Source organism: Phaeospirillum tilakii (assembly GCF_042683125.1).
Taxonomy (GTDB): Bacteria; Pseudomonadota; Alphaproteobacteria; order Rhodospirillales; family Magnetospirillaceae; genus Phaeospirillum; species Phaeospirillum tilakii.
Genome location: NZ_JBHUIY010000027.1, coordinates 1 through 26065 on the forward strand (window position 1 = coordinate 1; position 26065 = coordinate 26065).

Sequence of the window (26065 nt, forward strand, 5' to 3'; positions counted from 1 at the left end):
CAAAAAAACCTATCACGATTACAATCCCCCTCGCCGCGCCAGCGCATTAACGCGGGGTGGAGCAGCCCGGTAGCTCGTCAGGCTCATAACCTGAAGGTCGTAGGTTCAAATCCTGCCCCCGCAACCAACTTGAACGAACTCGCCGCAGCCTCATACGCTGCGGCGTTTTTGTTTGTCTTCAGCCTGGGGCAACAACGGTGGCAGGGGAGGGCGCCCTGACGATATCCGACGCACATCATCCGCGATTTCATAAGCTGCTCGAATTCCTCGTGCGTGTGCCGGCCATCAGGACCAATGACACACTTTCAGCCGGATTTGGTTCAGGCATGAGCGATGGCGTTTGGTGGATAAAATTCTCGATTGAAATCGACCACCAACTGGCGTGGTACACGGTTCAGGAACTGGCTTCCGTTCTCAACGAGCTCTCCATGTCCGAGCGTCTGCCGACCGTCTTCAAGCCAGTATCGCCTCCGCCCTACATGAATGGTGGGCCGGGGGATTACCTTTCATGGGTCATTGAATGTCGAGACGACGCAATGAGGCCCGGCACGGTTGCTGATTGGCTCGAAAGTCGGATGCCTCGCCCCGTCGACGACCTGACCATGTGGCCTCTGGAAGAATGATATAACGTTCTCCGCCGTCAACTGGCCGATCTTGCCGTGCAGCGCCTCCCGGTCAACCGGCGCTTCCCCCGGCACCGCCGTCGGCATCGCGCCGAATACCCCGGCCGCCCCCTCCCGCAACAGCCACCGCGAGGTCCTGATCTGAATTACAGCGGATCGACGTCGACCGCGACCTCGACATGATGGTCGCCGCCGCCCAGCACCACGCCGCGAATCGGGCTGACATCGTCGTAATCGCGGCCCCAGGCCACCACCACATGATCCTCGCCCGCCAGCATGTCGTTGGTGGGATCGACCGACAGCCAGCCCCAGCCGGGGACGAAGGCGGCCAGCCAGGCGTGCGAAGCGTCGGCGCCCTGGAGCTTTTCCTGGCCGGGCGGCGGCAGGGTGCGGATGTAGCCGCTGATGTAGCGCGCCGACAGGCCAAGGGCGCGCAGGCAGGCGATGCCGGCATGGGCGAAATCCTGGCAGACGCCGCGCCGGCCGGCGAACACTTCGGTCAGCGGGATGCCGACGGCGGTGGCGTCGGGATCGAAGGCGAAATCCTGGTTGATCCGCCGGGTCAGATCAAGCACCGCCTCGATCAGCGGGCGGCGGGGCGGGAACGAGGGCGCGGCGTAGGCGGCGGCCTCGGCCAGCAGCGGCACATGCGGCGAGGGATAGAGGAAATCGAGCGCGCGTTCGACCCCGGGGCCGGTGCCCAGCGCGAGCTGGTCGCGCACCGTCTCCCAGGCCGGGCCGCCCTGCGGCGGCAGGGGCGGCGGCGGCAGGGTCTCGACCACGAAGCCGGCCTCGATCTCGAGGGTGGTGTGCGGCTCCTGGACGGTGAAGAAGGTGATCGGGTTGCCGAAATAATCGAGCCCGCCATCGGTCAGCACCGCCGGGTCGGGGCGGATCTGTAGGCTGACCTCGCGCTGGCGCTGGCGGGTGGTGCCGCGCGGACGCAGATGGGCGGCGTGGTGCGACAGCGACACCGCCGCGCCGTAATGATAGCGGGTGACGTGGCGGACGCGGAACTTCATGGCAGCGGGTCCATCGGCGCCAGCGGCAGCCGCCACTGGGCGTGGGTGAAATATTCGCGCGAGATCACCTCGGACAACTCCCACAGCCGCGAGCGCAATTGTTCGAGCAGGCGTTCGGCATCGACGAAGCCGCCGCCCTGGCCGTCATCGGCCAGCAGGCCGACATCGGTGGTGCGGACGATGCCGCACAGCACCGTCATCAGCCGCTGCTCCGGCCGCAGGAAGCCGGTCTCGCCCGAGATGCCGACCAGCCGGTCCATGTGCCGTTCGAGCGCGGCGAGCTGGAACGCCAAGGCGCGCGGATTGTTCTCGTCGCACATCAGCAGGTCGAGCACGGCGGCGAGGCGGGGTGCGGCGAGATAGCGCGAGCGGTAGGTCATCACGCTGTCCCAGATTTCCAGCAGCAGGTCCATCGGCACCCCCTGCTCGTCGACGGCCTCGCTCAGCGCCCCGCCCAGGGTGTCGGCGATCGCCGTCGCCCGTTCGACCCGGCGGCCGGTGTCCCAGAACAGCCACATCGGCCCGCGCGTCATGTTCTCCATCGCGAGGCCGCTGACCGCCTCGGCGGTCAGCACCACCTGATTGAGCCGGCCCTGGGTGTCGCTGCGGCGGTCGCGCCCGGTCAGCGCCGCCACCTCGTCCTTCAGCCGCTGCAACGCCCGCCAGGTGTCGAGCGACAGGCGGTCGCGCAGGCTGCCGGCGAGCCGGATCATCCGCGCGGCATGGTCGGCGAGGCTGCCGGCATGGGTGCCGGCATGGAACTCGACCACCCGCCGGGGCAGTTGCGGCGCCGGGTGGTCGCCCAGCCCGGGCGGCAAGGCGAGGCCGAGCCGGCCGACGGTGGCCAGGGTCTCGGCGGCGCGCGGCCCGTCGCCCTGGTCGAGCGCCTCCTCGGTCCGTTGCAGCGCGGCGCGCAGCAGGCGGGTGGTGGCCTCGCAGCGTTCGAGGTTGCGGCCAAGCCAGAACATGTCGTCGGCGACGCGCGACGGCAGGTCGCGGCTGCCGCGCACCAGGGTCACCCGCGCCCGCAGCGGCCGGCTGGCGGCGGGCGAGGGGGCACGCGCGGCCGACAGCACCCACAGGTCCTTGCTGATGCCGCCGCCGGTGGCCAGCCCGGTGCGCGGCGGCCGGCGCGGGTCGGCCACCCGCACCAGCCCGCCCGCCATCACCGTCCAGCCGCGCTCTCCGGCCACCGCGAACACCCTGAGGGTGATCGGGCGGGGCTCCAGCCGGCCGTGATGCCATACCGGGGCGGCGGCGAGGTCGTCCACCGCCTGGGCCACCCATTCCCACGGCCGGTGCTCGACCGCCTGGGCCAGGGCGGCGCGTTCGCCGGGGGTGAGCAACGCGGGCAGCACCGGGGAGACGCGGGGGCGGAAGGCCGGGCGCAGGGCGAGGCGGTCGAACGAGGCCCGCACCGTCTCCAGCCCGTCGGGGGTGCCGCACCACCAGCTCGGCACCGACGGCAGCGCCAGCGTCTGGCCCAGCCGGTTTTCGGCGATCGCCGGCAGGAACGGCATCATCTGGGCGCCATCGACCAGCCCGGCTCCCAGCGCGTTGGCCAGGGCGACGTTGCCGGCGCGGGCGGCCTGGACCAGCCCGGCGACGCCGAAGGCGGAATCGCCGCGCAGTTCGAGCGGGTCGCACCATTCGCCGTCGATGTGGCGCAGGATCACGTCGACCCGTTGCAGCCCGGTCAGGGTCTTGAGGAACACGGTGCGGTCGCGCACGGTCAGGTCCTCGCCCTCGACCAGGGTGATGCCGAGCTGGCGGGCGAGGAAGGCATGCTCGAAATAGGCCTCGTCGAGCGGGCCCGGGGTCATCAGCACCATCCGCGCCTGCTCGGTCCGGCGCGGCGCCAGCGCCAGCAGGCTGCGGCGCAGGGTGTCGAAGAACGGCCCAAGCCGCTCGACCGGCAGCGAGCGGTGCATCTCGGGCAGCACCCGGGTGACGATGGTGCGGTTCTCCAGCGCGTAGCCGGCCCCGGCCGGCACCTCGGCATGGTCGGTCAGCACCCGCCACACCCCGTCGGCGCCCCGGCCGAGATCGGCGGCGTAAAGCTGGAGATGACGGCCGCCCCAGGGCTGCCAGCCGTGGCAGGCGCGCTGGAAGGCCGGATTGGCATAGAGCAGGCCGGGCGGCAGCAGCCCGTCGGCGATCAGGCCGCGCCTTCCGTGCAGGTCGGCCAGCACGCTGTCGAGCAGGCCGGCGCGCTGGGCGATCGCGGCGGACAGGTCGGCCCATTCCGCCGCCGGCAGGATCACCGGCAGCGGGTCGAGCTGCCACGGGCGGTCGAGCCCGGCCCGGTCGCCATGGATGTTGTAGGTGACGCCGTTGTCGCGCAGCAGCGCCTGGGCCAGATCCCAGCGCCGGCCGATCTCGCCGGCGGGCAGGGAGGCGAAGGCATCGATGAAGCCGGCGGCGGGGGCGGGGGCCAAACCCTCGGCTTCGGGCAGCGCGAACGGGCCGTCGGGAGGGGGGAGGGGGGGCTCTCCGACCGCTTTGGCCTCCTCTGGGGGATGGACCCCGGCGGGTGGGGCCGGGGTCGGGTCAGGGCCGGTCGCGCCGGGGCGCGATCAGGCCGGCTTGCGCGTCTGGAGGTCGTGCCGCAGCACCCGGCCGCTCTGCACCGCCTTGGCCAGCACGACGATGGTCTCGACCACGTCCTCGAAATCGGACATCCGGTCGGTGTTGATGGTCAGGTCGAACTCGCTGGCGTCGGACAGGCGCGACTGGAACACGTCCCAGACGAACTTGCCGCGCTTGTGATTGACCTCCTGGGCCTTGGCCAGCAGGCCGGCCTCGTCGCCATGGCCGGCGGCGGCCATCCGCCGCGCACAGATCTCGGGGCTGCCGGCGATCCGCACCCGCAGCGCGCATTCCCCGGCCAGGATGACATGGGCGCCACGGCCGATGACGATGCCGCCGACCCGGTTGAGGCTCATCACCACCTTGACCAGCGAATCGCGGTAGGCGTCGGCGCTGACGTCCTTGCCCGACAGCAGGCGGTAGAGCCACATGTCCTTGGCGCGGCCGAATTCCTCGTCAAGCATGCGGACGATCGCCGGGTCGTCCTTCAGCCGCACCGCGATCTCGTTGAGGAGCTGGTGGTCGTAGAGCGGCAGGTCGAGCACCTGCCCGAGCCGGGTGGCGATCACGTCGCCGCCCGAACCGAAATCGCGCGACAGGGTGATCAGCGGCTTGGGCGGGCGGGCGGGGGCGCCGTCATGACGGGTGGCGGCCGCCTCGGCCAGGGCGGAAATCACGGAAAGGAGGTTGGTCGTCATGTCTGCCCCACCGCTGCTGCCATCAGGACTTGGATCCTCATGATACCCCTTGGCCGGGATGTTGCAACCTCGGCCGTCGCGGCGGGGCCGCGGTTGTCGCCGCGCTTGACGGCGGGCCCCAATGCCCCAAGATCATAGGTGTTCGCCGACGCCGGGGTGCCGTCACGGGCCCCGCCGCCGCTCTCGCTCGCCGCCGGAGGAGAACCGCGCCATGTCCCGCCTGACCACCTTCAACAGTCCGCTGCTGCTCGGGTTCGACCATTTCGAACGGGTGCTCGACCGCATTTCCAAGACCTCGCCCGAGGGCTACCCGCCCTACAACATCGAGCAGGTCGACGACAGCCGTCTGCGCATCACCCTGGCGGTGGCGGGATTCGCGATGTCCGACCTGTCGGTGGCGATCGAGGACAATCAGCTGGTGATCCGGGGCCGTCAGGCCGATGACGGCGCCGAGCGGGTGTTCATCCATCGCGGCATCGGCGCCCGCCAGTTCCAGCGCGCCTTCGTGCTGGCCGAGGGCATCGAGGTCGAGGGCGCCTCGCTCGAGCGCGGCCTGCTGCATGTCGATCTGTACCGGCGTCAGCCGGAAACCCGGGTCCGCACCGTCGCGATCCGCGTCCCCGCCGGCGAGGAGGGTTGAGCCATGACCACCATTCCCGTCCCCGCACGGCCGAAGGCCGCCCCCGAACCGCCGGCCGCGGTGATGAGCGAGGCCGATCTGGCCGGACTCGGCCTCGCCCAGGTCGCCTATGTCCGTCCCGATAACGCCGGCGCCTGGGCGATCCATGCCGCCGACGGCACCCGGATCGGCACCGCGCCCAACCGTCCGCTCGCCTTCGCCGCCCTGCGCCAGCACGATCTCGAACCGCTCGACGTGCATTGACGCCGCCACGCCGCCGCCGGAGTCCGCTCCGGCGGCTGGTGGTGTTTTCATTGAACTTTCACTTTATTGACGCTGTTGTTGCCGCCCCGTCCGCCAGTCGCGGCCGGGGCCGGGGCAACTATTGTCGGCGCCGTCCCCCTGGTTTGACCGTCCGTCGCCGCCGGCCGATCCTCCGTCTTGAACGGAGGCGGGGCTTTGTGCTGCGCCGCCCACCCGAACGGCGGGGTTGTTGCTTTCCTGCCACAGTGCGCGACGATCACCACAGGGGGTGGGGCCGGCGGCTTGACGCAACCGGGCCGGTCATGGCGATATGGCCTCGGCAATTCGCTGGAATCGTGACGGTGGAGCAAACGGTCGTTCGGTTCTGGCGTCGTTGTTCCGAGATGAGGAGACACCATGAAAAAGATTCTTTTCGCCAGCACCGCGCTGGTGGCGGCCAGCCTCTTCGGCACCGACGCCGCCCAAGCGGCCGACCCGATCAAGTTGAACGTCGGCGGCTTCTCCAAGTGGTGGGTCGTCGGCGCCAGCCAGAGCAGCGCCTTCAGCAAGGCCATGAACTCCAGCGGTGGCAATGGCTACAACGGCTCCAACGGGTCGTACAACACCGTCGACATCAAGGGCGACAACGAGATCTGGTTCAAGGGCGAAACCGCGCTGGACAACGGCCTGAAGGTCGGCGTGTTCGTGTCGCTGGAAGCCGGCGGCAACGGTGATCAGACCACCGATCCGATCGACCAGTCCTACGCCTGGGTCGAAGGCGGCTTCGGTAAGCTGATGCTCGGCACCCTGAAGAACGGCGCCGCCCTGCTGCATGTGCAGGCGCCCGACGCCGCTGGCAACTGGGGTGACGGCGGCATCGCCACCGGCAATTACGCCGTGGTCCGTCCGGCCGCGGTCGAGGGCCTGAACCAGCGCGCCGGCTTCAGCTCGGCCACCAACACCACCGCGATCATCACCGACAACAAGTCGGAGAAGATCACCTACGTCACTCCGGTGTTTGCCGGCCTGACCCTCGGTGCCACCTATGTCCCCGACGCCACCAGCGAGGACAATCGCGGCCAGGGCAAGAACCGTGGCCAGGCCTACGGCGTCGGCGCCGGCTATGCCCGGTCGATCGGCCCGGTCGGCATCAAGCTGTCCGCCGGTGCGGTTCAGACCGAACTGAACGCCGGTGAAATCCTGAACCAGTACTCGTCCGGTGTGCAGCTGTCCTATGCCGGCTTCACCCTGGGTGGTTCGTATCAGCTCGCCCGCGACCAGATCGCCAAGAGCGGCGGCTTGGCCACCACCACCTACAACGGTCAGAACGGCAACGCGTCCGTGGTCAACAACCCGCTGGGTGGTTCCGCCGCGAGCATGATCAACAATGCTCTGGGCACCGGTTCCAGCTACAAGTACGATTACGGCGGGCAGGGCTACGACGTCGGCCTGCAGTATGCCACCGGCCCGTATGCGATCAGCTTCTCGTACTTCCGGTCCGAGACCCGGGGCGCCAAGCTCGACGGCACCGCTTTCTCCAAGCATGACGACGACACCATCGAGTTCTATCAGGCTTCGGGCAAGTACAGCCTGAGCCCGGGCATCGATCTGCTGGCCTCGGCCGGTTACGCCAACTACGAGAGCGGCCTCTACAGCCTCTCGCACAACGCCTACAAGGATCAGCTGAAGAACGACGGTTACTTCGGCATGACCGGCCTGTCGCTGAAGTTCTAAGAACGTCTCAGCGTCAGAGTTAGGGAAGGGCGGCCCATTGGGCCGCCCTTTTCTTATGGTGCGCCCTCTCTTTTTCTTCGCTATTGCAGCATAATTATTGCCTCCCGATAGATTCTCCCGCGACAAAACTTCTCCCGCAGGGGGTGATGTTCTGTTTTTTCTCGGATACCCGCGCTATTTCTTGACGGGAAACCCGCTTCCAGGGAGAAGTAATGTGACAATCACGGGATAGAGTGTTGCCTTTAGGGTCTTCACTCTATATCGGGCAATTCTTTTCAAGACGAGGGTGGTCATGAAAAACAGACTTCTGGTCGGCACCGCGTTGGTGGCCGGGTGCCTGGGCGGGCTCGGGCCGGCCGAGGCGGCGGATCCGATCAAGATCAATGTCGGCGGCTTTTCCAAGTGGTGGGTGGTCGGCGCCAGCCAGAGCGGCGCCTACAGCAAGGCGCTGGGTTATACCGGCCAGGGCGGCTACAGCAGCGGCGCCAGCGGTGCCTACAACACCGCCGGCATCAAGGGCGACAACGAGATCTGGTTCCAGGGCAGCACCGCGCTCGACAACGGCCTGAAGGTCGGGGTGTTCGTGTCGCTTGAAGCCGGCGGCCACACCGACGAAACCACCGATCCGATCGACCACAGCTATGCCTGGGTCGAAGGCGGCTTCGGCAAGCTGATGCTCGGCACCCTCAAGAACGCGGCCTACCAGCTGCATGTGCAGGCGCCCGACGCCGCCGCCAACTGGAACGACGGCGGCATGGCCACCGCCGGCTTCGCGGTGGCCCGACCGGCGGCGGTCGAGGGGATGAACGAGCGCGAGGGGTACACCGGAGTCTGGCAGACCACCTCGATCATCGCCGACAACAAGGCGGAGAAGATCGTCTATTTCACCCCGACCTTCGCCGGGGTCACCCTGGGCGCCACCTACGTCCCCGACGCCACCACCGAAGACAATCGCGGCCAGGGCAAGAACCGGGGCCAGGCCTACGGTCTCGGCGCCGGCTATGCCACCAGCCTCGGCCCGGTCGGGGTCAAGCTGTCGGCCGGGGCGTTCCAGACCGAACTGGCCGCCGGCGAGCGGGTCAACCAGTACAGCGGCGGCAGCCAGCTGTCCTATGCCGGCTTCACCCTGGGTGGGTCATACCAGCTGGCGCGCGACCAGATCGCCAAGGCCGGCAACGTCTCCACCACCTCGACCGGCGCCAATGGCAGCGTCGGCAACAACCCGGTTGGCACCGCCGCCGCCACCGCGATCGGACGGGCGCTCGGGGTCGGCAACGGGGTCAATTACCGCTATGATTTCGGCGGCGAGGCCTATGATGTCGGCCTGCAATACGCCTCCGGCCCCTATGCCATCAGCTTCGCCTATTTCCATTCGGCGACCCGAGGCGTCAAGCTCGACAGCTACGGCATCGGCAAGCATGACGACGACACCATCGACGTCTATCAGGCCTCGGGCAAATACGCCCTCAGCCCCGGCATCGATCTGCTGGCCTCGGTCGGTTACGCCGATTTCGAGAGCGGTCTCTACAAGCTGTCGAGCAACGGCTATCGCGACACGCTGAAGAACGACGGCTATTTCGGCATGACCGGCCTGTCGCTGAAGTTCTGACGCGAGCGGCTCGGAGGGGGGCGGTCCGGTCGGGGCCGCCTCCTGCGGGGCTGCCGCCCCGCGCCCCGCCTGGAGGCGTTCGCCTCCAGACCTCCCCCCTTTTTGTCGGGATCAGTGGGCGGTCGGTGGCCGCCGGACCGACAGAATCGCCTCGCTGGCGGCGCGGCCGGGGGGGGCGATGGCGGTGACCAGCGGCAGCGGCGCGGCGCCCTCGCCGTTGAAACGCTTGGCCAGCAGTTCGGCGAACCAGCCCTGGGGATTGAGGGCGTAATCGGTCAGCCGCACCCCGTTGTCTTCGCGGGTGTCGAGCACCACCAGACTGCCGCCGTTGCGCAGCCCGCCACGTTCGACCATCGACAGCAGGTGGGTGCGGATCGCCGCCGCGTCGGCATATTCGGCCATCACCGAACAATCGCCGTCCTTGCTGGCGACCAGGGTGACCGCGCCCATGCCCGGCCGGCGCAGCACCCGGACATAGCCGCCGCGATCGCCCAGCAGCGGGGCGGTCAGGTCGGCCGGGGCCTCGATGAAGCCAAATTCGCCCCCGGGGGCGGCGGCGGTGGCGATGCCGTTGGCGTCGCCGATGTTGAGCAGGCAGATCTCGCCCAGCACTGCGATCGCCAGCCGGCTGGTCTGGTCGCGCAGGGCGGCCTGATCGGGCACCGGCCCGGCCAGGGAGGGGAGGGGGGACGCGGACAGCAGCGCCAGCAGCGCCAGGACGGATCGCAGCCTCATGGGGATGGCCTCGTGCCGATGGTGAGGATCGCCTGCAGGTCGGGATTGGCGCCGTCGGCGGTGGTCAGCACCACCCGCGCCCCCGGCGGATCGCCGCCGAGCTGGTGCACCAGCGCCTCGCGGTAGGATCCGGTTGGAATCAGATCGAACGACCGGGCGCGCATGCCCTGGCGGGTTTCGTCGCCGGCCGCCCGCACGGTGAACGAACCGCCCAGCCCGGCGCGCAGATCGGCTTCCAACCGGCGGGCCAGCGCCTCGGTCCCGACCTTGCGCACGAACAGCAGACAGGAGCGGTCGGCCCGCAGCAGCGCCAGCACCAGCCCGGCATCGGCCCGGGCCCAGGCGTCGCCTTCGCGCCCGCGCAGATAGGGGCGGGCGGCGTCGGCGGTCAGCGGCGGCAGATAGAGATCCTGCCCCGGCTGGAGATGCTGGCGCAGCGTGTCGTAATCGCCCTGATAGGCGACACAGGACAGCAGGAAGGTGCGCGAGGCCAACTCGGCCACGCCATCGGCGGCCGGTGCCGCCGCCACCGGTTCGCTACCGAGCCCCAGCGCCACCACGCCGCAGCAGAGGGAGAAGAATGCTCTCATGCCGAGAGCAGACCATAGCCGGCGCCCGGGCGCAAGCTCCCCCCAATCGACGGGGTCCAGGGGCCTTGCGGCCCCTGGCGGGCCCGGGCAGCGCCCGGACTCTTTTTACTCCGCCGCCGGCTTGGCCGGCTGGTAGATCTCCCCGCCTTCGGCGCGGAACTTCTCACTCATTGCCGCCATGCCGTCCTGGGCCGCCATGCCGTCCTGGCTGGCGGCAAGGTCGCGCACCTCCTGCGAGATCTGGTAGGCGCAGAATTTCGGCCCGCACATCGAACAGAAATGGGCCAGCTTGGCGCCGTCGGCCGGCAGCGACTGGTCGTGGAAGTCCTGGGCCTTTTCGGGATCGAGCGAGAGGTGGAACTGGTCGCGCCAGCGGAACTCGAAGCGGGCCCGGCTCAGCGCGTCGTCGCGCAGCCGCGCCGCCGGGTGCCCCTTGGCGAGGTCGGCGGCATGGGCGGCCAGCTTGTAGGTCACCACCCCCTCGCGCACGTCCTGGCGGTCGGGCAGGCCGAGATGCTCCTTGGGGGTGACGTAACACAGCATCGCGGTGCCGAACCAGCCGATCATCGCCGCGCCGATCGCGCTGGTGATGTGGTCGTAGCCGGGGGCGATGTCGGTCACCAGCGGCCCGAGGGTGTAGAACGGCGCCTCGCCGCACAAAGCGAGCTGCTTCTCGACATTGACCTTGATCTTGTGCATCGGCACATGGCCGGGGCCCTCGATCATCACCTGGGTGTCGAACGCCCAGGCGCGGTGGGTCAGCTCGCCCAGGGTTTCCAGTTCGGCGAACTGGGCGGCGTCGTTGCCGTCGGCGATCGAGCCGGGGCGCAGCCCGTCGCCGAGGGAGATGCCGACGTCGTAGGCGGTGAGGATCTCGCAGATCTCGTCGAAATGGGTGTAGAGGAAGTTCTCGCGGTGATGGGCGAGACACCATTTGGCGATGATCGAGCCGCCCCGGCTGACGATGCCGGTGACCCGCTTGGCGGTCAGCGGGATGTGGGCGAGGCGCAGCCCGGCATGGATGGTGACGTAATCGACCCCCTGCTCGGCCTGTTCGATCAGGGTGTCGCGGAACACCTCCCAGGTCAGGTCTTCGGCGCGGCCATCGACCTTTTCCAGCGCCTGATAGATCGGCACGGTGCCGATCGGCACCGGGGCGTTGCGCAGGATCCATTCGCGGGTCGCGTGGATGTGCCGCCCGGTCGAGAGATCCATCACCGTGTCGGCGCCCCAGCGGATCGCCCACACCATCTTCTCGACCTCGGCCTCGACCGAGGAGGCCACCGCCGAATTGCCGATGTTGGCGTTGATCTTGGTCAGGAAGTTGCGGCCGATGATCATCGGCTCGGCTTCGGGATGGTTGGGATTGGCGGGCAGGATGGCGCGGCCGCGGGCGATCTCGTCGCGGACGAATTCGGGCGTCACCTCGTCGGGGATCGCCGCGCCGAAATCCTCGCCGTCGCGGTTGGCGCGGGTCAGGTCGGCCCGGCGCAGATTCTCGCGGATGGCGACATATTCCATCTCGGGGGTGACGATGCCGGCGCGGGCATAGGCGCGCTGGGTCGGGCGGCAGCCCGGCTTGGCCCGCAGCGGCAGGCGGCCGCCCCGGTCGAACACCGGCACGGCGATGGTCTCGCCCGGCTTCAGCCCGTCATCCTCGGGGCGGTGGGGCCGGCCGGGATAGGTCTCGACGTCGCCGCGCTCCAGCACCCAGGCGGTGCGCAGCGGCGGCAGGCCCTTGGCGATGTCGACCGTCGCCGCCGGATCGGTGTAGGGGCCGGAACAATCATACAGCCGGACCGGCGGCTCGCCGCAGCCGGGGGCGAGATCGACCTCGCGCATCGCCACGCGCAAATCGGGGCGCGAGCCCTCGACATGGATCTTGCGCGAGCCGGGCAGCGGGCCGGTGGTGATGCGGGGAGCGGGGGCAGCGTGGTCGGACATCCTCGCCTCTTTCCTGTCTGGAGGGAGCCGGGGTCAATCGACGCAGCGCAGGAACAAAGGCGGAAGACGCCGATCCCTTCGCCGGAATGACCCGGATCAGGTTCCAAGGGTCGCCGCCGCGTCCGGGCCAGCCTCTCAGCCCCGCGCATGCCGGGGCTCCCCTTCGGTCTGTGACGTGACAGTGACGTGACCGGCTGGGCGCTGTCAAGCGAACCATCGTTCCGGCGGGCTCTGCCCGCACCCGCCAAGGGCCGCAAGGCCCTTGGATCCCATCGATGGTCGGGGGCGGGTCAGCCTTTTCCGCCGGCCCCGGCGGCGGGGGAGCGGCTGACCAGATCGCGAAAGGTCAAGGCAAGGCTGTCCAGCGCGCTGAAGGTCGGCTCGACCGCGAACCCGGCCAGGAATGACGCCACCAGGATTTTCGGGTTGGTCGGGCCGGGGCCGCCGGCGATCGTCGACAGCAGGGGCACCAGATAGCCGAGCACCAGCCCCAGCACCGCGCGCAGGCGGAAGCGGGCGCCGTCGCGCAGCACGAAGGTCTTGGCGGCGAGGTTGTTGAGGATGCTGCGCAGGATGAAGGTGCAGGCCCCGAGCAGGCCGAGCAGCATCGGCAGGATCGAGTATTTCGTGCCCTCCCCCAGCATCGTCCTGAGGAGGGTGCCGGAATCGGCGGGCAGGGCAAAATGGAGACTGGTCGCGGCGAGCACCAGGGCCAGGGAGAGGAACGTGGCGATTTCCCAGCATGTGATCAAATGGGTGACGTCACGGTAGGTCCGGTGTTCCCGTGCCGCCAGCCCCTGGCCATGACTTTCCATGATCTCGGCGATTTCGAGCGAGGCGGCGGTGACCGGAAAAGCCTTCTGGCTGAACTGGTCGATCTGGGCCAGCAGCGCCGGATCTCCGGCCAGGGTGGCGTCGTCCTGGGCCAGGATCTTGGCGGCGGTCGTGTAGTCGCCGTCCTGGGTGGTCACCGATTTGCTGAGGGCGGCGTGGCGCAGCAGCCGGACGAGATCGGCGCGCAGCCGGACGACGGGAGAGTCGGGCATCGACGAAACCGGCCGGCCGATCGCGGCCGGCGACTGGATCGGGGCATTCATCGCGACCTCCCCCCGCGGCGGCTGCCGCGCCCGTGGTGGCGTGAGACGGATCTCACTCTACCACAGGTTAAGGGGGCGTGCCAGATCAGCGCCCGGCGATGGTCATCCCGTCGATGCGCAGGGTGGGGGAATCGATGCCGTGGCGCAATTCGAGGTCGTTGGCCGGGGTCAGGGCGCGGAACATGTCCTTGAGGTTGCCGGCGATGGTGACGCCGGCGACCGGGAAGGCCAGTTCGCCGCCCGAGATCCACAGGCCGGAGGCGCCGCGCGAATAATCGCCGGTGATGCCGTTGACCCCCTGGCCGAACAATTCGGTGACGTAGAACCCGTCGGGAATGTCGCCGATCAGTTCGGCCGGGGTCACCGCCCCGGCCTCGAGATGGAAATTGCTGGCCGAGGGGCTGGGGGGCGCGCCGGTGCTCCGGCTGGCATGGCCGGTGGGGGCGAGGCCGAGCTGGCGGGCCGAGCGCAGGTCGAGCAGCCAGCGGGTCAGCACCCCATCCTCGACGATCGCCTGCCGCCGGGTCGGCAGCCCCTCGCCGTCGCAGGGGCGGGAGCGCAGGCCGCGCGGGCGGTGGGGGTCGTCGATGACGCGGATGCCGGGGCCGAACACCGGCTCGCCCAGCCGGTCCTTGAGGAAGCTGGTGCCGCGCGCCACCGCCGCGCCGTTGATCGCGCCGGCGAAGCTGGCGAGCAGGCCGCGGGCGACCCGGGGATCGAACACCACCGGCACCTGGCACGAGCCGACCTTGCGCGCCCCCAGCCGGCGCACGGCGCGGCGGCCGGCCTCGGCGCCGACCGCCTCGGGCGAGCGCAGATCGGCGCGATGGACCGCGCCGGTATGGTCGTAATCGCGTTCCATCCCCCCGGCGGCGTCGCCGGCCAGCACCCCGACCGACAGGGCGGAATGGCTGGCGGCATAGCAGACGGCCAGCCCGTTCGAGCCGGCCAGCGCCACCCGCGAGCGGCCCCAGTTGGCCTCGGCGCCGTCGGAATTGGTGACGCCGGCGACGGCGCGGGCCGCATCCTCGGCGTGGCGGGCGGCCTCGATCAGCGCCTCGGCGGTCGGCTCGGTCGGGTCGAACAGGTCGAGCGCCGGCAGGTCGCGGGCGAGCTGGTCGGGCTCGGCCAGACCGCACCACGGATCCTCGGGGACGATGCGGGCCATCGCCACCGCCCGTTCGACCAGTTCGTCGAGGGCGGCGGCCGAGCGGTCCGAGGAGGAGACGAAGGCCTGACGACGGCCGATCAGCACCCTGAGGCCGAGATCGCCGCCCTCGGCCCGTTCCAGCCGTTCCAGCGCGCCGAGGCGCCAGCCGACCCCGAGCGAGGTCGTTTCGATCTGCACCGCCTCGGCCGCGTCGGCGCCGGCCCGGCGGGCGGCGGCGACCAGATCGGCCAGACGGTCGAGGGACAGTTCGGAGGAGGCGGGGGGGCGGGGGGACGGCATCGGCGGGGCTCCGCTGCGGCGGGTCGGGATCAGATCGCGTCGAGGGGGAGGCGGTTCTGCCGGGCGCAGGCGACCAGGGTGTTGCGCAGCAGGCAGGCGATGGTCATCGGCCCGACTCCGCCCGGCACCGGGGTGATCGCCCCGGCCACCGTGACCGCCTCGGCGAAGGCGACGTCGCCGACCAGCCGGGTGCCTTCCTCCGGCGCCGGCTTGGCGACGCGGTTGATGCCGACGTCGATCACGGTGCAGCCCGGCTTCAGCCAGTCGCCCCGCACCATCTCCGGCTTGCCGACCGCGGCGACGACGATGTCGGCCCGGCGCACCACCGCCGGCAGGTCGCGGGTGCGGGAATGGGCGATGGTGACGGTGCAGTTTTCCTGCAACAGCAACTGGGCCATCGGCTTGCCGACGATGTTGGAACGGCCGATCACCACCGCCTCCAGCCCGGACAGGTCGCCGAGCCGGTCCTTCAGCAGCAGCAGCGAGCCATAGGGGGTGCAGGGCACCAGCGCCTCGCCGCCGGCGGCGAGCCGGCCGACATTGACCGGGTGGAAGCCGTCGACGTCCTTGGCCGGGTCGATCGCCTCGATCACCTTCTGGGCGTCGATATGGCGCGGCAGCGGCAGCTGGACCAGGATGCCGTGGACCTGGGGATCACGGTTGAGCCCGGCGATCAGGGTCAGCAATTCGTCTTCGGGGGTGTCGGCCGGCAGGGTGTGGACGAAGGACTCCATCCCGGTCTCGACCGTGCGCTTGTGCTTGCTGCGGACATAGACCTGGCTGGCCGGATCCTCGCCCACCAGCACCACGGCGAGGCCGGGGGTGATCCGCCGGGTTTCGCGCAGGGTGTGGACCTGGGCCCGGATGCGGTCGCGCAGGCCGGCGGAAAAGGCGTTGCCGTCGATGAGCGTGGCGTCAGTCATGATGTTCGGCCATCCATTGTTCAAGGCGCGGCCGCAACAAGGCGGCGTCGCCGGAAATCTCGATCACCTTGCGTCGGTCGGTCGCGCCCTGGACGATGGTCAGCGCGGTACGCGGCAGCCGCCAGCTCTTGGCCAGCAGCTTCAGCAACGCGGCGTTGGCCTTGCCGTCCTCCGGCACGGCGGTGACCTGAACCTTCAGCACCGCGCCGCCCTCGGCATCGGCGACCACGCCGACCACCCGGTCGCGGCCGGCCTTGGGGGTCAGCCGCAAGGTGACGCGCAGGCCGCCCGCCGCCGGGGCAAAAGGCGAGGCGGCCGGTTCCATGCTCAAATCGTGTAGCGGAGCTGCTCCAGCACCCGGATCACGAAATACAGCCCCAGCCAGAGCACGATCGGCGACAGATCGACCGAGCCGAGATCGGGCATCACCCGGCGGATCGGCCGCAGCACCGGCTCGGTCAGGCGGGAGATCACCGTCAGCACGGTGCGGACGGTCGAATTGTAGGTGTTGACGATTCCGAACGCGACCAGCCAGCTCAGCACCACCGCGGCCAGGACGACGTACCAGTACAGATTCAAGGCCACAATGACGACCTCGATCGCCGAGGTCAGGATCGCATGCATTGCCGGCATCTCCCCACGCAGGTCTGTTGTAAGGCAAGCCTAGCCCGGTTTGCTTCGCTTGTCACCAGCCGGCGCGGCGGGGGTCTCCGACACGATTCGCTGGACAAGCCCGGCGAATCAGGGTCAAGAGTCGGGCGTGACAAGGGGGGGGTGGGGGAGGACGTGATCGACCTTCGGCCGGTGCTGTTCGTCAACGGGCTGCTGCTGCTGGTGCTGGCGGTCGCGATGCTGTTCCCGGCCCTGGCCGACGCGATGGCGCGCGACGGTGACGCCGCGTCGTTCCTGCTGGCCGCCACGATCACCGCCTTCTTCGGGCTGGCCCTGGCCCTCGGCACCGCCCAGCCCGGCCGCTTCGCCCTCACCGCGCGGCAATCCTTCCTGCTGACGGTGGTGGGGTGGGTGTCCTCCGCCGGTTTCGCCGCTTTGCCGTTCGCCCTGGCCGCCCCCGGGCTGGCCTTCACCGACGCGGTGTTCGAGGCGGTCAGCGGCCTGACCACCACCGGGGCGACGGTGATGGTCGGGCTCGACCATGCCCCGCGCGGGCTGCTGCTGTGGCGGGCGCTGCTCAACTGGCTGGGCGGGGCCGGCATCATCGTGATGGCGGTGGCGGTGCTGCCGGCGCTGCGGATCGGCGGCATGCAGGTGTTCCGGATGGAAAGCTCGGACAAGACCGAGCGGATCGGGCCGCGCATCCTCCAGGTCGCCGGCTCGATCGCCCTGGTCTACGCCGCCTTCACCGCCCTGGCCGCGCTGGCGTTCTGGCTCGCCGGGATGGGGCGGTTCGACGCGATCTGCCATGCCTTGTCGGCGATCTCGACCGGCGGCTTCTCGACCTCGGACCAGCGGCTGGCCCGCTGGGGGGCCGAGGTGCAGTGGGTGGCGGTGGCGGCGATGCTGGTCGGCGGTTCCAGCCTGATCCTGTGGACCGGCGCCGGGCGGGCGGCCCGCGCCGGCCTGTTCGAGGACGCCCAGACCCGCTGGTACCTGTGGTTCGTCGCGGTGTTTTCCGGCGCGCTGGCGCTGTGGCAATGGGCGGTCAACGACATGGCGCCCGATCTGGCCCTGCGCCATGCCGCCTTCTCGGTCACCTCGATCGTCTCGACCACCGGCTACGCCTCGACCGACTGGAACGCCTGGGGTGGCTTCGCCCATGTGGTGTTCTTCATCCTGCTGTTCATCGGCGGCTGCACCGGCTCGGCGGCGGGCGGGATCAAGATCCTGCGCTGGGACCTGCTGTTCGCCCTGGCCGGGGCCCAGGCCGGCCGGCTGCTCCATCCCCACCGCATGACGGTGATCCGCTACAACCGCGACGCGGTGGCGCCGGCGGTGCTCGGCTCGGTGCTGGCCTTCGTCGTGCTGTATTTCCTGGTGTTCGCGCTGTTCGCGCTGGCGCTGACCACGGTCGGGGTCGATTTCGTCACCGCCTTGTCGGGCTCGGCGGCGGCGCTGGCCAATGCCGGACCGGGGATCGGCGACCTGATCGGGCCGATGGGCAGCTATCGTCCGCTGCCCGACGCGGCGAAATGGGTGCTGGCGGCGGAAATGATGATCGGGCGGCTTGAGCTGTTCATCGTCGCGGTGCTGTTCTCGCGCAGTTACTGGCGGCCGTAGGGGAGAAAGCGATGATCGACGTCCGCCCCGTGCTGCGTCTGGCCGGCCAGCTGCTGTGCGCCCTGGCGGTGGCGATGCTGCTGCCGGCGGCGCTCGACCTGCATGACGGTCAGGCCGAGGCGCGCGCCTTCGTGGTGGCGGCCGGGATCACCCTGCTGGTCGGCCTTGCCCTGGCGCTCGGGATGAACGGTCCGCGTCCGGCCTGGACCATCCGCCAGATCTATCTGGCGGTGGTGGCGGCCTGGGCGGTGCCGGTGCCGTTCGCGGCGCTGCCGCTGGCGTGGGGGACGGCGGCGCTGGCGCCGCTCGACGCCCTGTTCGAGGCGGCCAGCGGCCTGACCGGCTCGGGGGCGACGGTGCTGGTCGGGCTCGACCATCTGCCGCGCGGGCTGCTGCTGTGGCGGGCGTTGCTCAACTGGCTGGGCGGGCTCGGGGTGATCGCGATGGTGGTGGCGGTGCTGCCGGCGCTGGCGATCGGCGGGATGCAGCTGTTCCGGGTCGAGCTGCCCGGCGCGCCGGAGCGGGCGCTGGCCCGGGGCCGCCGCATCGCCGCCGCCCTGTTCGCCTTCTATGCCGGCCTGACCCTGCTGCTGGCGCTCGGGCTGTGGCGGGTCGGGCTCAGCGGTTTCGAGGCCTGCGCCCAGGCGCTGTCCACCCTGTCGGCCGGCGGGTTCTCGACCTCCGACGCCTCGATCGGCCATTTCCACAATCCCGCCGCCGAACTGCTGCTGACGGCGGGGATGGTCGCCGCCGGCCTGCCCGTCCTGCTCTATTACCGGCTGGCGCGCGGCGAGGGCCGCGCCCTGCTGGGAGACAGCCAGATCGGCTGGTATCTGGCCCTGCTCGGCCTCGGCGGGTTCGGCCTCGCCGCCTGGCTGTGGATCAGCCTCGACCGCGCCCCGGCCGAGGCGCTGCGCCAGGGGGCGTTCACCGTCGCCTCGGTGATGAGCGGCACCGGCTTCACCATCGCCCCGGTCGCCACCTGGGGCGGGCTGCCGGCGGCGATCCTGTTCTTCCTCGCCTTCGTCGGCGGCTGCGCCGGCTCGGCCGGCGGCGGGATGAAGGTGTTCCGGCTGCAATGCCTGTTCACCGCCGCGCTGATCCAGCTTCGCCGCCTGCTGCGGCCGCATTCGGTCCAGATCGTCACCTTCAACCGCCGGCCGATCGGCGACGGGGTGGTCGAATCGGTGCTGGGCTTTCTGTTCGTCTATGCGCTGTCCTTCGCCCTGCTGGCGATGGCGCTGGCCTTCTTCGGGGTCGATTTCGTCACCGCGATCGGCGGCGCGGCGGCGGCGCTGGCCAATCTCGGCCCCGGCGTCAGCTATGCCGGCCTGCCCGACGCGGCCAAGCCGCTGCTGATGCTGGGCATGCTGCTTGGCCGGGTCGAGATCTTCCCGCTGCTGGTGCTGTTCGCCCCGGCCTTCTGGCGGCAGTGAGCGCGGCCGGGCCGGGACGGGATCAGGGCTCGCCGCCGCCCAGCCACGTCCCGATCAGGCGATGGGCGATCGAATCCGGCGCCGGCAGCCGCAGGGTGCCGGCGGCCAGCCGCCGGCCGACCTCCTCGCGGCTGAACCAATGCACCGCCTCCAGTTCGTCGTGGTCGGGGCGGGGCTCGTCGGCCGGGGCGGTGGCGGTGAAGCCGACCATCAGCGAGGCGGGGAACGGCCAGGGCTGGCTGGCGACATAGCGGGCGGCGCCGGCGCGCACCCCGGCTTCCTCCCACACCTCGCGCGCCACCGCCTCCTCCAGCGTCTCGCCCGGTTCGACGAACCCGGCGAGGCAGGACACCTGCCCCGGGGTCCAGTGCGGCTGGCGGCCGAGCAGCGCCCGCCCGGCGGGGTCGGTCACCAGCGCGATCACCGCCGGATCGGTGCGGGGGAACTGGGCGGCGGCGCAGGCGGTGTCGCGGCAGCGGCCGACATGGCCGGCCTCCTCGAACCGCAGCGGCGTGCCGCAGACCGGACAGAAGCGGGTGCGCGCCCGCCACAGCAGCATGGCGCGGGCATAGGCCAGCAGGGCGCTTTCCGCCGCCGGCAGCACCGGCGCCATCGCCCGCAGGCCGCGCCACGCCCAGCCTTCCGGCCCGTCCAGCACCGGACCGTCCTCGCCCGGGCCGTCCAGCGCCGACAGGTCGAGCGCCAGCACCGGCCGCCCCGCCTCGCGCCCCAGCAGCAGCAGCGGCGGGTCGAGCCGGTCGAGCAGCGGCGCCAGCGTCGCCGGGGCGAAGCGCACCGCCCGCGCCGAGGCGGGATCGATCGCCTGGAGGCCGCGCCAGAACGGCAGGACGAGGCTGTCGTCCGCCGTCAGCAGATGCGCCGGATCGATGCCGCGACGCAACTCGGCGGCGCGGTCGAAGCCGCCGCCATGATAGCAGAGGGAATCATTCATCGGCGCAGCTTGGCACGGGGCGCGGCCGGGCTCAAGCCGGCGCCACATCCCTTTGCCGAAGCGGCGCCGATACCCCATATTGGTTTCATCACGGTGACACCGGCGGGCGAGGCGGCGATGACGGACGCGGTGGTCGATTTTTCCGGGGAACGGTTGGTCCGACTGGCGCCGGAGCGGCCGGTCGCGCTGGAGCCGGCCGACCGCGATTACATCCTGGCCGCGCTGTCCGCCCTCGGCGCGGCGTTTCCCGGTCAGGTGGCCCCGCCGCCGCCGCTCGGCGCCCTGCCGGCCCGCGCGGTGATGCGCCTGCTGGTCGATCTGCGCCGCCTCCGCCCGGTCGAGCCGACCCCCGAGCAGCGTTCGGCCCTCGGAGCCCTCGCCGGGGCGATCAGCCTGTTTCACAATGCCTGCGCCTTCGCCCTGGCCCGCGAACGCGCCGCCGGGCCGCGCCGGGACTGACGGCGCTCTTCGCGCGGGCTCTGCCCGCGACCCGCCGGGGCGATGCCCCGGACCCCCTTTGTTTTCTTCAGAGCAGCAGGTGGGCCAGCAGCGTGTCGAGCAGCGGCCAGCCGGTGGGCGTCGCCGCCAGCCGCGCGCCGTCACGGCGCAGCAGGCCGGCCTCGATCAGGTCGGTCAGCGCCGTCGGGTCGATCGCGGCGCGGAGCGTGTCGTCGAGTTCGAGGCCCTCGGCCAGGCGCAGGCCCATCATCAGCCGTTCGGCGGCCAGGGCGGCGGGGGAGAGGATTTCGTCCTCGGCGGTGGCGTGGCCGGCGGCTTCGACCGTGGTCAGCCAGATGGTCGGGTCGTGCTGTTGGGCCAGGGCGCGGGCCCCGAGCCGGCCATGGGCGCCGGGGCCGATCCCGACCCAGTCGCCGCCGCGCCAATAGGTCAGGTTGTGACGGCACTCCGCGCCGGGGCGGGCGTGGTTGGAGACTTCGTAGGCGGGCAGGCCGGCGCGGGCGGTGATGGCGCGGGTCAGGTCGAGCAGGGCGCGGCCGTCATCGTCGGCCGGCGCGGCGATGCCCTGGCGGGCGAAGGCGGTGCCGTCCTCGATCGTCAACTGGTACAGCGACAGGTGATCCGGGCCGAGATCGAGCGCCCGGCCTAGTTCCTCGCCCCAGGCGGCGAGGCTCTGGCCGGGGCGGGAATGGATCAGGTCGAACGAGACGCGGGGAAACGTTGCCCGCGCCGTCGCCAGCGCCGCCAGCCCCTCGGCCAGATCATGCGGCCGCCCGAGCCAGCGCAGCGCGGCGTCGTCAAGCGCCTGAAGCCCGAGCGACAGCCGGTTGATTCCGGCGTCCCGATAGCCGGCGAAGCGCCCGGCCTCGACGCTCGACGGATTGGCCTCCAGCGTCACTTCCCAATCGGGATCGCAGGCCCAGAGCTGCCGCGCCCGCTCGATCAGCGCCGCGACGATCGCCGGATCGAGCAGCGACGGAGTCCCGCCGCCGAAAAACAGACTGGTGACTCGCCGCCCCGGGGTCTGGGCGGCGAAATGGGCCATCTCCGCCGCCAGCGCCCGCCCCCAACGCCGCTGATCGACCGCCGCGCTTGGCCGACTGTTGAAGTCACAATAGGGACATTTCGACCGGCAGAACGGCCAGTGCAGATAAAGCCCGAACCCGGCATCCCCCCGCACCGTCCCCCTCCCCAACCGACGGGATCCAAGGGCCTTGCGGCCCTTGGCGGGTGCGGGCAGCGCCCGCATCACCGTTTATTTCAGCTTTTCGATCTGCTTCTCGACCTCGGCGCGGTCGCTCGATCCGGCCGGCAGCAGCGTGGCCAGCCGGGTCAGCATCTCGCGCGCCTGGGCGGTGTGGCCGGCGCCCAGCTCGGCCTGGGCGACGAAATAGAGCGCGTCGGGCTGGTCGGGCTGATGGGCCAGCACCTCGCGCAGCAGCGCCACCGCCTCGGGGGTCGGGGCCTGGGCCTCCTCGATCAGCATCCCGGCCAGTTCGATCCGGGGTTCGACCGCGTCGGGCAGCAGGGCGACCGCCTTGCGGTAGGCCTGCCGGGCCGGCTCGGCCCGGCCGAGCGCGCGCTGCGAGCGGCCGAGCATCGCCCAGCTCTGCCCGTCGCCTGGATTGGCCTTCAGCCGTTCCTCCAGCTTCTGCACCCGGTCCTCGATCATCGACAGCTGGCCGCGGACCTCGGCGATCTCGGCGGCGCGGCCGGCATAGGGCTGGTCGGGCAGGGTGGGGGAGCCGAGCAGGGCGTACAGCCCGAACGACAGCAGCGGCAGGCCGAGCGCGATCAGCCACGCCGGCCAGCCGGCGGCGCCGGCGGCGGTGACAGTGGCGGGGGCGTCGGCGGCGGCCAGCATCCGCCGCTTGATCTCGGTGCGGGCGGCCTCGGCCTGATCGGGCGACAGCAGGCCGCGCTCGATGTCGCGGCCGATCTCGTCGAGCTGGTCGCGATAGACCGCGAGGTCATAGGCGGCGCGCTGGGCGGCGGCGGCCGGCGGGCGCAGCAGCGGCAGCAGCAGCCACAGCATCGTCACCGCGGTCAGGCCACCGAACAGGATCCAGATCATTCGCCCTTCTCCTTCAGCACCCGCTCAAGCCGGCGCTGTTCCTCGGCGCTCAGCGGCGCCTCGGCCGGGGCGGGGGCGCCGCGACGGCGGCGATAGAACAAAGCCGCCGTCGCCGCCCCGACCAGCAGCAGCAGCGGCGGGCCGAGCCACAGCACCAGGGTGGCGGGCTTGAACGGCGGCTTCAGCAGCACGTAATCGCCATAGCGATCGACCAGGAACCGTTCGATCTGCTGGTCGGACTGGCCGGCGCGGATCTGCTCGCGCACGATCTGGCGCAGGTCGCGGGCGATGTCGGCCTCGGATTCGTCGATCGATTCGTTCTGACACACCAGACAGCGCAGCCCCTGGCCGAGGGCGCGGGCCCGCGCCTCCTGGGCCGGGTCGGGCAGCATCTCGTCGGGATTGACCGCGAGGGCGGCGGGCGCCGCCGCCAGCAGCCCGAGCAGCAGGATGGCGGGCAGAGCGGGCGCTCTCATGGCGCGGCCTCCAGCTTGCGGATGATCGGCAGCAGGGTCTTGCGCCAATTGTCCGGGGTGATCGGGCCGATATGCTTGTAGCGGATCACCCCGTTCTGATCGACGATGAAGCTTTCCGGGGCGCCGGTGACGCCGAAATCGATCGCGGCGCGGCCGGGGGCGGGGTCGCTGCCGACCCGCTGGTAGGGATCGCCGTGCTTGGCCAGCCACGCCGCGCCCTGGGCCGGGTCGTCGCGCCAGTCGATGCCGTGGATCGGCACCTCGCCCTGCTGCTTGAGCGCGAGCAGGGTGGGGTGCTCCTGGAGGCAGGCGATGCACCACGAGCCGTAGATGTTGACCACCGACACCCGGCCCTTGAGGTCAGCCGAGGCCAGCCCGCTGTCGGCCGGACGGCCCGGCAGCGGCGGCAGCGCCATCTCCGGCACCGGGCGGTCGATCAGCACCGAGGGGATCTCGCGCGGGTCGAGGGTCAGCCCCTTGAGGAACAGCACCGCCAGGCCGACGAACACCAGCACCGGCAGCAGATAAAGCGCACGACGCATCGCCTTGCCCCTTTCGTCGTCAAGCATCGGCGGCGCGGGCCGCCCGGGTCGGCGCGCCGATGCGGTGGCGCCGGTCGGCGAGGCTGATCAGGCCGCCCAGCATCAGCAGCAGGCCCCCGGCCCACAGCCACGGAATGCAGGGGTTGAAATACAGCCGGGTGACATAGCCGGCCGCCTCGCCGCCCTTCGGGTCGGGATCGCCGATCACGACATAAAGGTCGCCGGTGATCCCCGAGCGGATCGCGGCGGTGGTGATCGGGCGGGGCGGATTGCGGTAGGCCCGCTTCTCCGGCTCCATCTCGGCGATCACCACGCCGTTGCGGCTGACGGTGAAATGGCCGCGCCGGGCCAGATAGTTCGGCCCCTCGACCTGCTCGACCGCGGTCAGGGTCACCGCCCGGCCGGCCACCGTCACCGTCTCGCCGATCTTCTGCACCTGGACCGATTCGGTGGTCCAGGCCCCCGAGGCGGTCAGGCCGACGATGAACAGCGCCAGCCCGAAATGGGCCAGCATCATCCCCCAGGCCGAACGCGGCAGGGCCAAAGCGCGGAACGGCGCCTGCACCGGGGCCTGGAACAGCCGGATCCGCTCGGCGAGGTCGGCCAGGGTGCCGAGCCCGAGCCACGCCGCCAGCCCGAAGCCGGCGGCGCTCCACCACGGCCCGGCATTGCCGCCCTGAAGCTGCCATGTTGCGGCGGCGACCAGCAGCGCGATCAGCCCGACCAGCCGCATCCGCCCCAGCACCGCGCCGAGATCGCCGCGCTTCCACGACATCATCGGCGCCAGCGCCATCATCACCACCATCGGCACCATCAGCGGCAGGAACACCGAATTGAAGAAGGGCGGCCCGACCGAGATCTTGCCCAGCCCCAGCGCGTCGGCGATCAGCGGATAAAGGGTGCCGAGCAGCACCGTCGCCGCCCCGGTCGACATCAGCACGTTGTTGAACAGCAGCGCGCCCTCGCGCGAGATCGGGGCGAACAGCCCGCCGATCTTCATCGCCGGCGCCCGCACCGCGTACAGCGCCAGCGAGCCGCCGATCGCCGCCACCAGCAGCAGCAGGATGAAGATGCCGCGCGCCGGGTCGGTAGCGAAGGCATGGACCGAGGTCAGCACCCCGGACCGGACCAGGAAGGTGCCGAGCAGCGAAAAGCCGAAGGTGACGATGGCGAGCAGGATGGTCCAGCTCTTCAGCGCGTCGCGCTTTTCGACCACGACGGCGGAATGGAGCAGGGCGGTGCCGGCCAGCCACGGCATCAGCGAGGCGTTCTCGACCGGATCCCAGTACCACCAGCCGCCCCAGCCCAGGGTGTAATAGGCCCACCACGAGCCGAGGAAGATGCCGCCGGTCAGCAGCACCCAGGCCGCCAGCGTCCACGGCCGCACCCAGCGGGCCCAGGCGGCATCGACCCGGCCTTCGAGCAGGGCGGCGATGGCGAACGAGAACGCCATCGAGAAGCCGACATAGCCGAGATAGAGCATCGGCGGATGGAAGGCGAGGCCGGGATCCTGCAACATCGGATTGAGGCCGTTGCCGTTGAACGGCGCCGAGTCGAGCCGCTGGAACGGGTTCGAGGTCAGCAGCAGGAACAGCAGGAAGCCGATCGAGATCATCGCCTGCACCGCCAGCGCGCGGGCCTTCAGCCCCGGCGGCAGGTTGCGGCCGAACAGGGTCACCGCCAGCCCGAACAGGGCCAGGATGGTGACCCACAGCAGCAGCGAGCCCTCGTGGTTGCCCCACACCCCGGCCACCTTGTACAGCATCGGCTTGTCGGTGTGGCTGTTGCCGGCGACGTTGACCAGCGAGAAGTCGCTGGTGACGTAGCCATGGACCAGCGCGGCGAAGGCGAGGCCGATCAGCAGGAACTGAAGGGCCGAGGCCGGGCCGGCCACCGCCATCCAGGCGGGGCGGCCGCGCCGGGCGCCGGCCAGCGGCACCGTCGCCTGGATCACGGCGACGGCCAGGGCCAGCACCAGGGCGAAATGGCCGGTTTCGGCGATCATCGGTGGTCGG

At 70.7% G+C, this 26065-nt stretch carries 25 protein-coding genes, 1 tRNA gene and 1 riboswitch; of the genes, 9 read left to right on the forward strand and 17 right to left on the reverse strand.

The window, feature by feature from the left end:
• Positions 1 to 50 precede the first annotated feature (50 nt).
• Together ACFSNB_RS13020 and ACFSNB_RS13025 are read left to right on the forward strand one after the other, a co-directional pair.
• Positions 51 to 127 (forward strand) — tRNA-Met (locus ACFSNB_RS13020).
• A gap of 199 nt (positions 128 to 326) precedes the next feature.
• The gene (locus ACFSNB_RS13025; protein WP_377317235.1) at positions 327 to 623 is read left to right on the forward strand and encodes a hypothetical protein; all 297 of its coding nucleotides are present in this window, start codon (positions 327 to 329) and stop codon (positions 621 to 623) included.
• Between the two features lie 146 nt (positions 624 to 769).
• On the opposite strand, the gene ACFSNB_RS13030 is transcribed toward ACFSNB_RS13025, so the two are convergent.
• From ACFSNB_RS13030 to ACFSNB_RS13040, 3 genes are all read right to left on the reverse strand, one after another.
• On the reverse strand, positions 770 to 1645 hold the full coding sequence (locus ACFSNB_RS13030; protein ID WP_377317237.1) for a transglutaminase family protein: 876 nt from the start codon (positions 1643 to 1645) through the stop codon (positions 770 to 772).
• The gene (locus ACFSNB_RS13035) at positions 1642 to 4083 is read right to left on the reverse strand and encodes a circularly permuted type 2 ATP-grasp protein (RefSeq protein ID WP_377317239.1); all 2442 of its coding nucleotides are present in this window, start codon (positions 4081 to 4083) and stop codon (positions 1642 to 1644) included. Before ACFSNB_RS13035 ends, ACFSNB_RS13030 begins: the two co-directional genes overlap by 4 nt.
• Before the next feature lie 138 nt (positions 4084 to 4221).
• Positions 4222 to 4932, reverse strand: coding sequence for a cytidylate kinase-like family protein (locus ACFSNB_RS13040; protein ID WP_377317241.1), 711 nt, complete (start codon positions 4930 to 4932; stop codon positions 4222 to 4224).
• A 211-nt stretch (positions 4933 to 5143) separates the two neighbouring features.
• Here ACFSNB_RS13040 and ACFSNB_RS13045 point away from each other — a divergent pair, with 211 nt between their 5' ends.
• The 4 genes from ACFSNB_RS13045 (at position 5144) to ACFSNB_RS13060 (ending at position 9137) form a co-directional block, all read left to right on the forward strand.
• Positions 5144 to 5572 carry an Hsp20 family protein gene (locus ACFSNB_RS13045; protein ID WP_377317243.1) on the forward strand — a complete coding sequence of 143 codons (429 nt, stop codon included), beginning with the start codon at positions 5144 to 5146 and terminating at the stop codon, positions 5570 to 5572.
• Positions 5573 to 5575: 3 nt separating this feature from the next.
• The gene (locus ACFSNB_RS13050; RefSeq protein WP_377317245.1) at positions 5576 to 5815 is read left to right on the forward strand and encodes a DUF1150 family protein; all 240 of its coding nucleotides are present in this window, start codon (positions 5576 to 5578) and stop codon (positions 5813 to 5815) included.
• A gap of 396 nt (positions 5816 to 6211) precedes the next feature.
• Positions 6212 to 7528 carry a porin gene (locus tag ACFSNB_RS13055; protein WP_377317247.1) on the forward strand — a complete coding sequence of 439 codons (1317 nt, stop codon included), beginning with the start codon at positions 6212 to 6214 and terminating at the stop codon, positions 7526 to 7528.
• A gap of 292 nt (positions 7529 to 7820) precedes the next feature.
• Positions 7821 to 9137 carry a porin gene (locus tag ACFSNB_RS13060; protein ID WP_377317249.1) on the forward strand — a complete coding sequence of 439 codons (1317 nt, stop codon included), beginning with the start codon at positions 7821 to 7823 and terminating at the stop codon, positions 9135 to 9137.
• Positions 9138 to 9248: 111 nt separating this feature from the next.
• On the opposite strand, the gene ACFSNB_RS13065 is transcribed toward ACFSNB_RS13060, so the two are convergent.
• The 8 genes from ACFSNB_RS13065 to ACFSNB_RS13100 form a co-directional block, all read right to left on the reverse strand.
• Entirely contained in the window at positions 9249 to 9872 is a 624-nt protein-coding gene (locus tag ACFSNB_RS13065; protein ID WP_377317251.1) for a hypothetical protein, read from the reverse strand.
• Positions 9869 to 10462, reverse strand: a complete 594-nt coding sequence (locus tag ACFSNB_RS13070) for an NMCC_0638 family (lipo)protein (protein ID WP_377317253.1) — start codon at positions 10460 to 10462, stop codon at positions 9869 to 9871. The genes ACFSNB_RS13065 and ACFSNB_RS13070 overlap by 4 nt, the downstream gene beginning before the upstream one ends.
• 105 nt (positions 10463 to 10567) lie before the next feature.
• Complete coding sequence (thiC, locus tag ACFSNB_RS13075) at positions 10568 to 12406, reverse strand: phosphomethylpyrimidine synthase ThiC (protein ID WP_377317255.1); 1839 nt, start codon at positions 12404 to 12406, stop codon at positions 10568 to 10570.
• 56 nt (positions 12407 to 12462) lie between these two features.
• Positions 12463 to 12579, reverse strand: a riboswitch (TPP riboswitch).
• A gap of 117 nt (positions 12580 to 12696) precedes the next feature.
• Positions 12697 to 13503, reverse strand: coding sequence for a hypothetical protein (locus ACFSNB_RS13080; protein ID WP_377317257.1), 807 nt, complete (start codon positions 13501 to 13503; stop codon positions 12697 to 12699).
• Between the two features lie 85 nt (positions 13504 to 13588).
• Positions 13589 to 14953: a TldD/PmbA family protein gene (locus ACFSNB_RS13085; protein WP_377317259.1), complete on the reverse strand. Its 1365-nt coding sequence runs from the start codon at positions 14951 to 14953 to the stop codon at positions 13589 to 13591.
• Positions 14954 to 14982: 29 nt separating this feature from the next.
• Entirely contained in the window at positions 14983 to 15876 is an 894-nt protein-coding gene (gene folD, locus ACFSNB_RS13090) for a bifunctional methylenetetrahydrofolate dehydrogenase/methenyltetrahydrofolate cyclohydrolase FolD (protein ID WP_377317261.1), read from the reverse strand.
• Entirely contained in the window at positions 15869 to 16201 is a 333-nt protein-coding gene (locus ACFSNB_RS13095) for a DUF167 family protein (RefSeq protein ID WP_377317263.1), read from the reverse strand. The genes folD and ACFSNB_RS13095 overlap by 8 nt, the downstream gene beginning before the upstream one ends.
• A gap of 2 nt (positions 16202 to 16203) precedes the next feature.
• Entirely contained in the window at positions 16204 to 16500 is a 297-nt protein-coding gene (locus ACFSNB_RS13100) for a YggT family protein (RefSeq protein ID WP_377317265.1), read from the reverse strand.
• 162 nt (positions 16501 to 16662) lie between these two features.
• Here ACFSNB_RS13100 and ACFSNB_RS13105 point away from each other — a divergent pair, with 162 nt between their 5' ends.
• Positions 16663 to 18111 carry a TrkH family potassium uptake protein gene (locus ACFSNB_RS13105; RefSeq protein WP_377317267.1) on the forward strand — a complete coding sequence of 483 codons (1449 nt, stop codon included), beginning with the start codon at positions 16663 to 16665 and terminating at the stop codon, positions 18109 to 18111.
• An 11-nt stretch (positions 18112 to 18122) separates the two neighbouring features.
• Positions 18123 to 19547, forward strand: a complete 1425-nt coding sequence (locus tag ACFSNB_RS13110; protein WP_377317269.1) for a TrkH family potassium uptake protein — start codon at positions 18123 to 18125, stop codon at positions 19545 to 19547.
• 22 nt (positions 19548 to 19569) lie between these two features.
• Here ACFSNB_RS13110 and nudC read toward each other — a convergent pair whose 3' ends face one another.
• Complete coding sequence (gene nudC, locus ACFSNB_RS13115) at positions 19570 to 20499, reverse strand: NAD(+) diphosphatase (RefSeq protein ID WP_377317271.1); 930 nt, start codon at positions 20497 to 20499, stop codon at positions 19570 to 19572.
• Positions 20500 to 20616: 117 nt separating this feature from the next.
• Here nudC and ACFSNB_RS13120 point away from each other — a divergent pair, with 117 nt between their 5' ends.
• On the forward strand, positions 20617 to 20958 hold the full coding sequence (locus ACFSNB_RS13120) for a hypothetical protein (protein WP_377317273.1): 342 nt from the start codon (positions 20617 to 20619) through the stop codon (positions 20956 to 20958).
• 67 nt (positions 20959 to 21025) lie between these two features.
• On the opposite strand, the gene hemW is transcribed toward ACFSNB_RS13120, so the two are convergent.
• The 5 genes from hemW to ACFSNB_RS13145 all read right to left on the reverse strand — a co-directional run bounded on the left by hemW (position 21026) and on the right by ACFSNB_RS13145 (position 26055).
• On the reverse strand, positions 21026 to 22138 hold the full coding sequence (gene hemW, locus ACFSNB_RS13125) for a radical SAM family heme chaperone HemW (protein WP_377317275.1): 1113 nt from the start codon (positions 22136 to 22138) through the stop codon (positions 21026 to 21028).
• 75 nt (positions 22139 to 22213) lie between these two features.
• On the reverse strand, positions 22214 to 23032 hold the full coding sequence (ccmI, locus tag ACFSNB_RS13130; protein ID WP_377317277.1) for a c-type cytochrome biogenesis protein CcmI: 819 nt from the start codon (positions 23030 to 23032) through the stop codon (positions 22214 to 22216).
• Entirely contained in the window at positions 23029 to 23508 is a 480-nt protein-coding gene (locus tag ACFSNB_RS13135) for a cytochrome c-type biogenesis protein (RefSeq protein ID WP_377317279.1), read from the reverse strand. Before ACFSNB_RS13135 ends, ccmI begins: the two co-directional genes overlap by 4 nt.
• Positions 23505 to 24050, reverse strand: a complete 546-nt coding sequence (locus ACFSNB_RS13140; RefSeq protein ID WP_377317281.1) for a DsbE family thiol:disulfide interchange protein — start codon at positions 24048 to 24050, stop codon at positions 23505 to 23507. Before ACFSNB_RS13140 ends, ACFSNB_RS13135 begins: the two co-directional genes overlap by 4 nt.
• 19 nt (positions 24051 to 24069) lie before the next feature.
• Entirely contained in the window at positions 24070 to 26055 is a 1986-nt protein-coding gene (locus ACFSNB_RS13145) for a heme lyase CcmF/NrfE family subunit (protein ID WP_377317283.1), read from the reverse strand.
• Positions 26056 to 26065 lie beyond the last annotated feature (10 nt).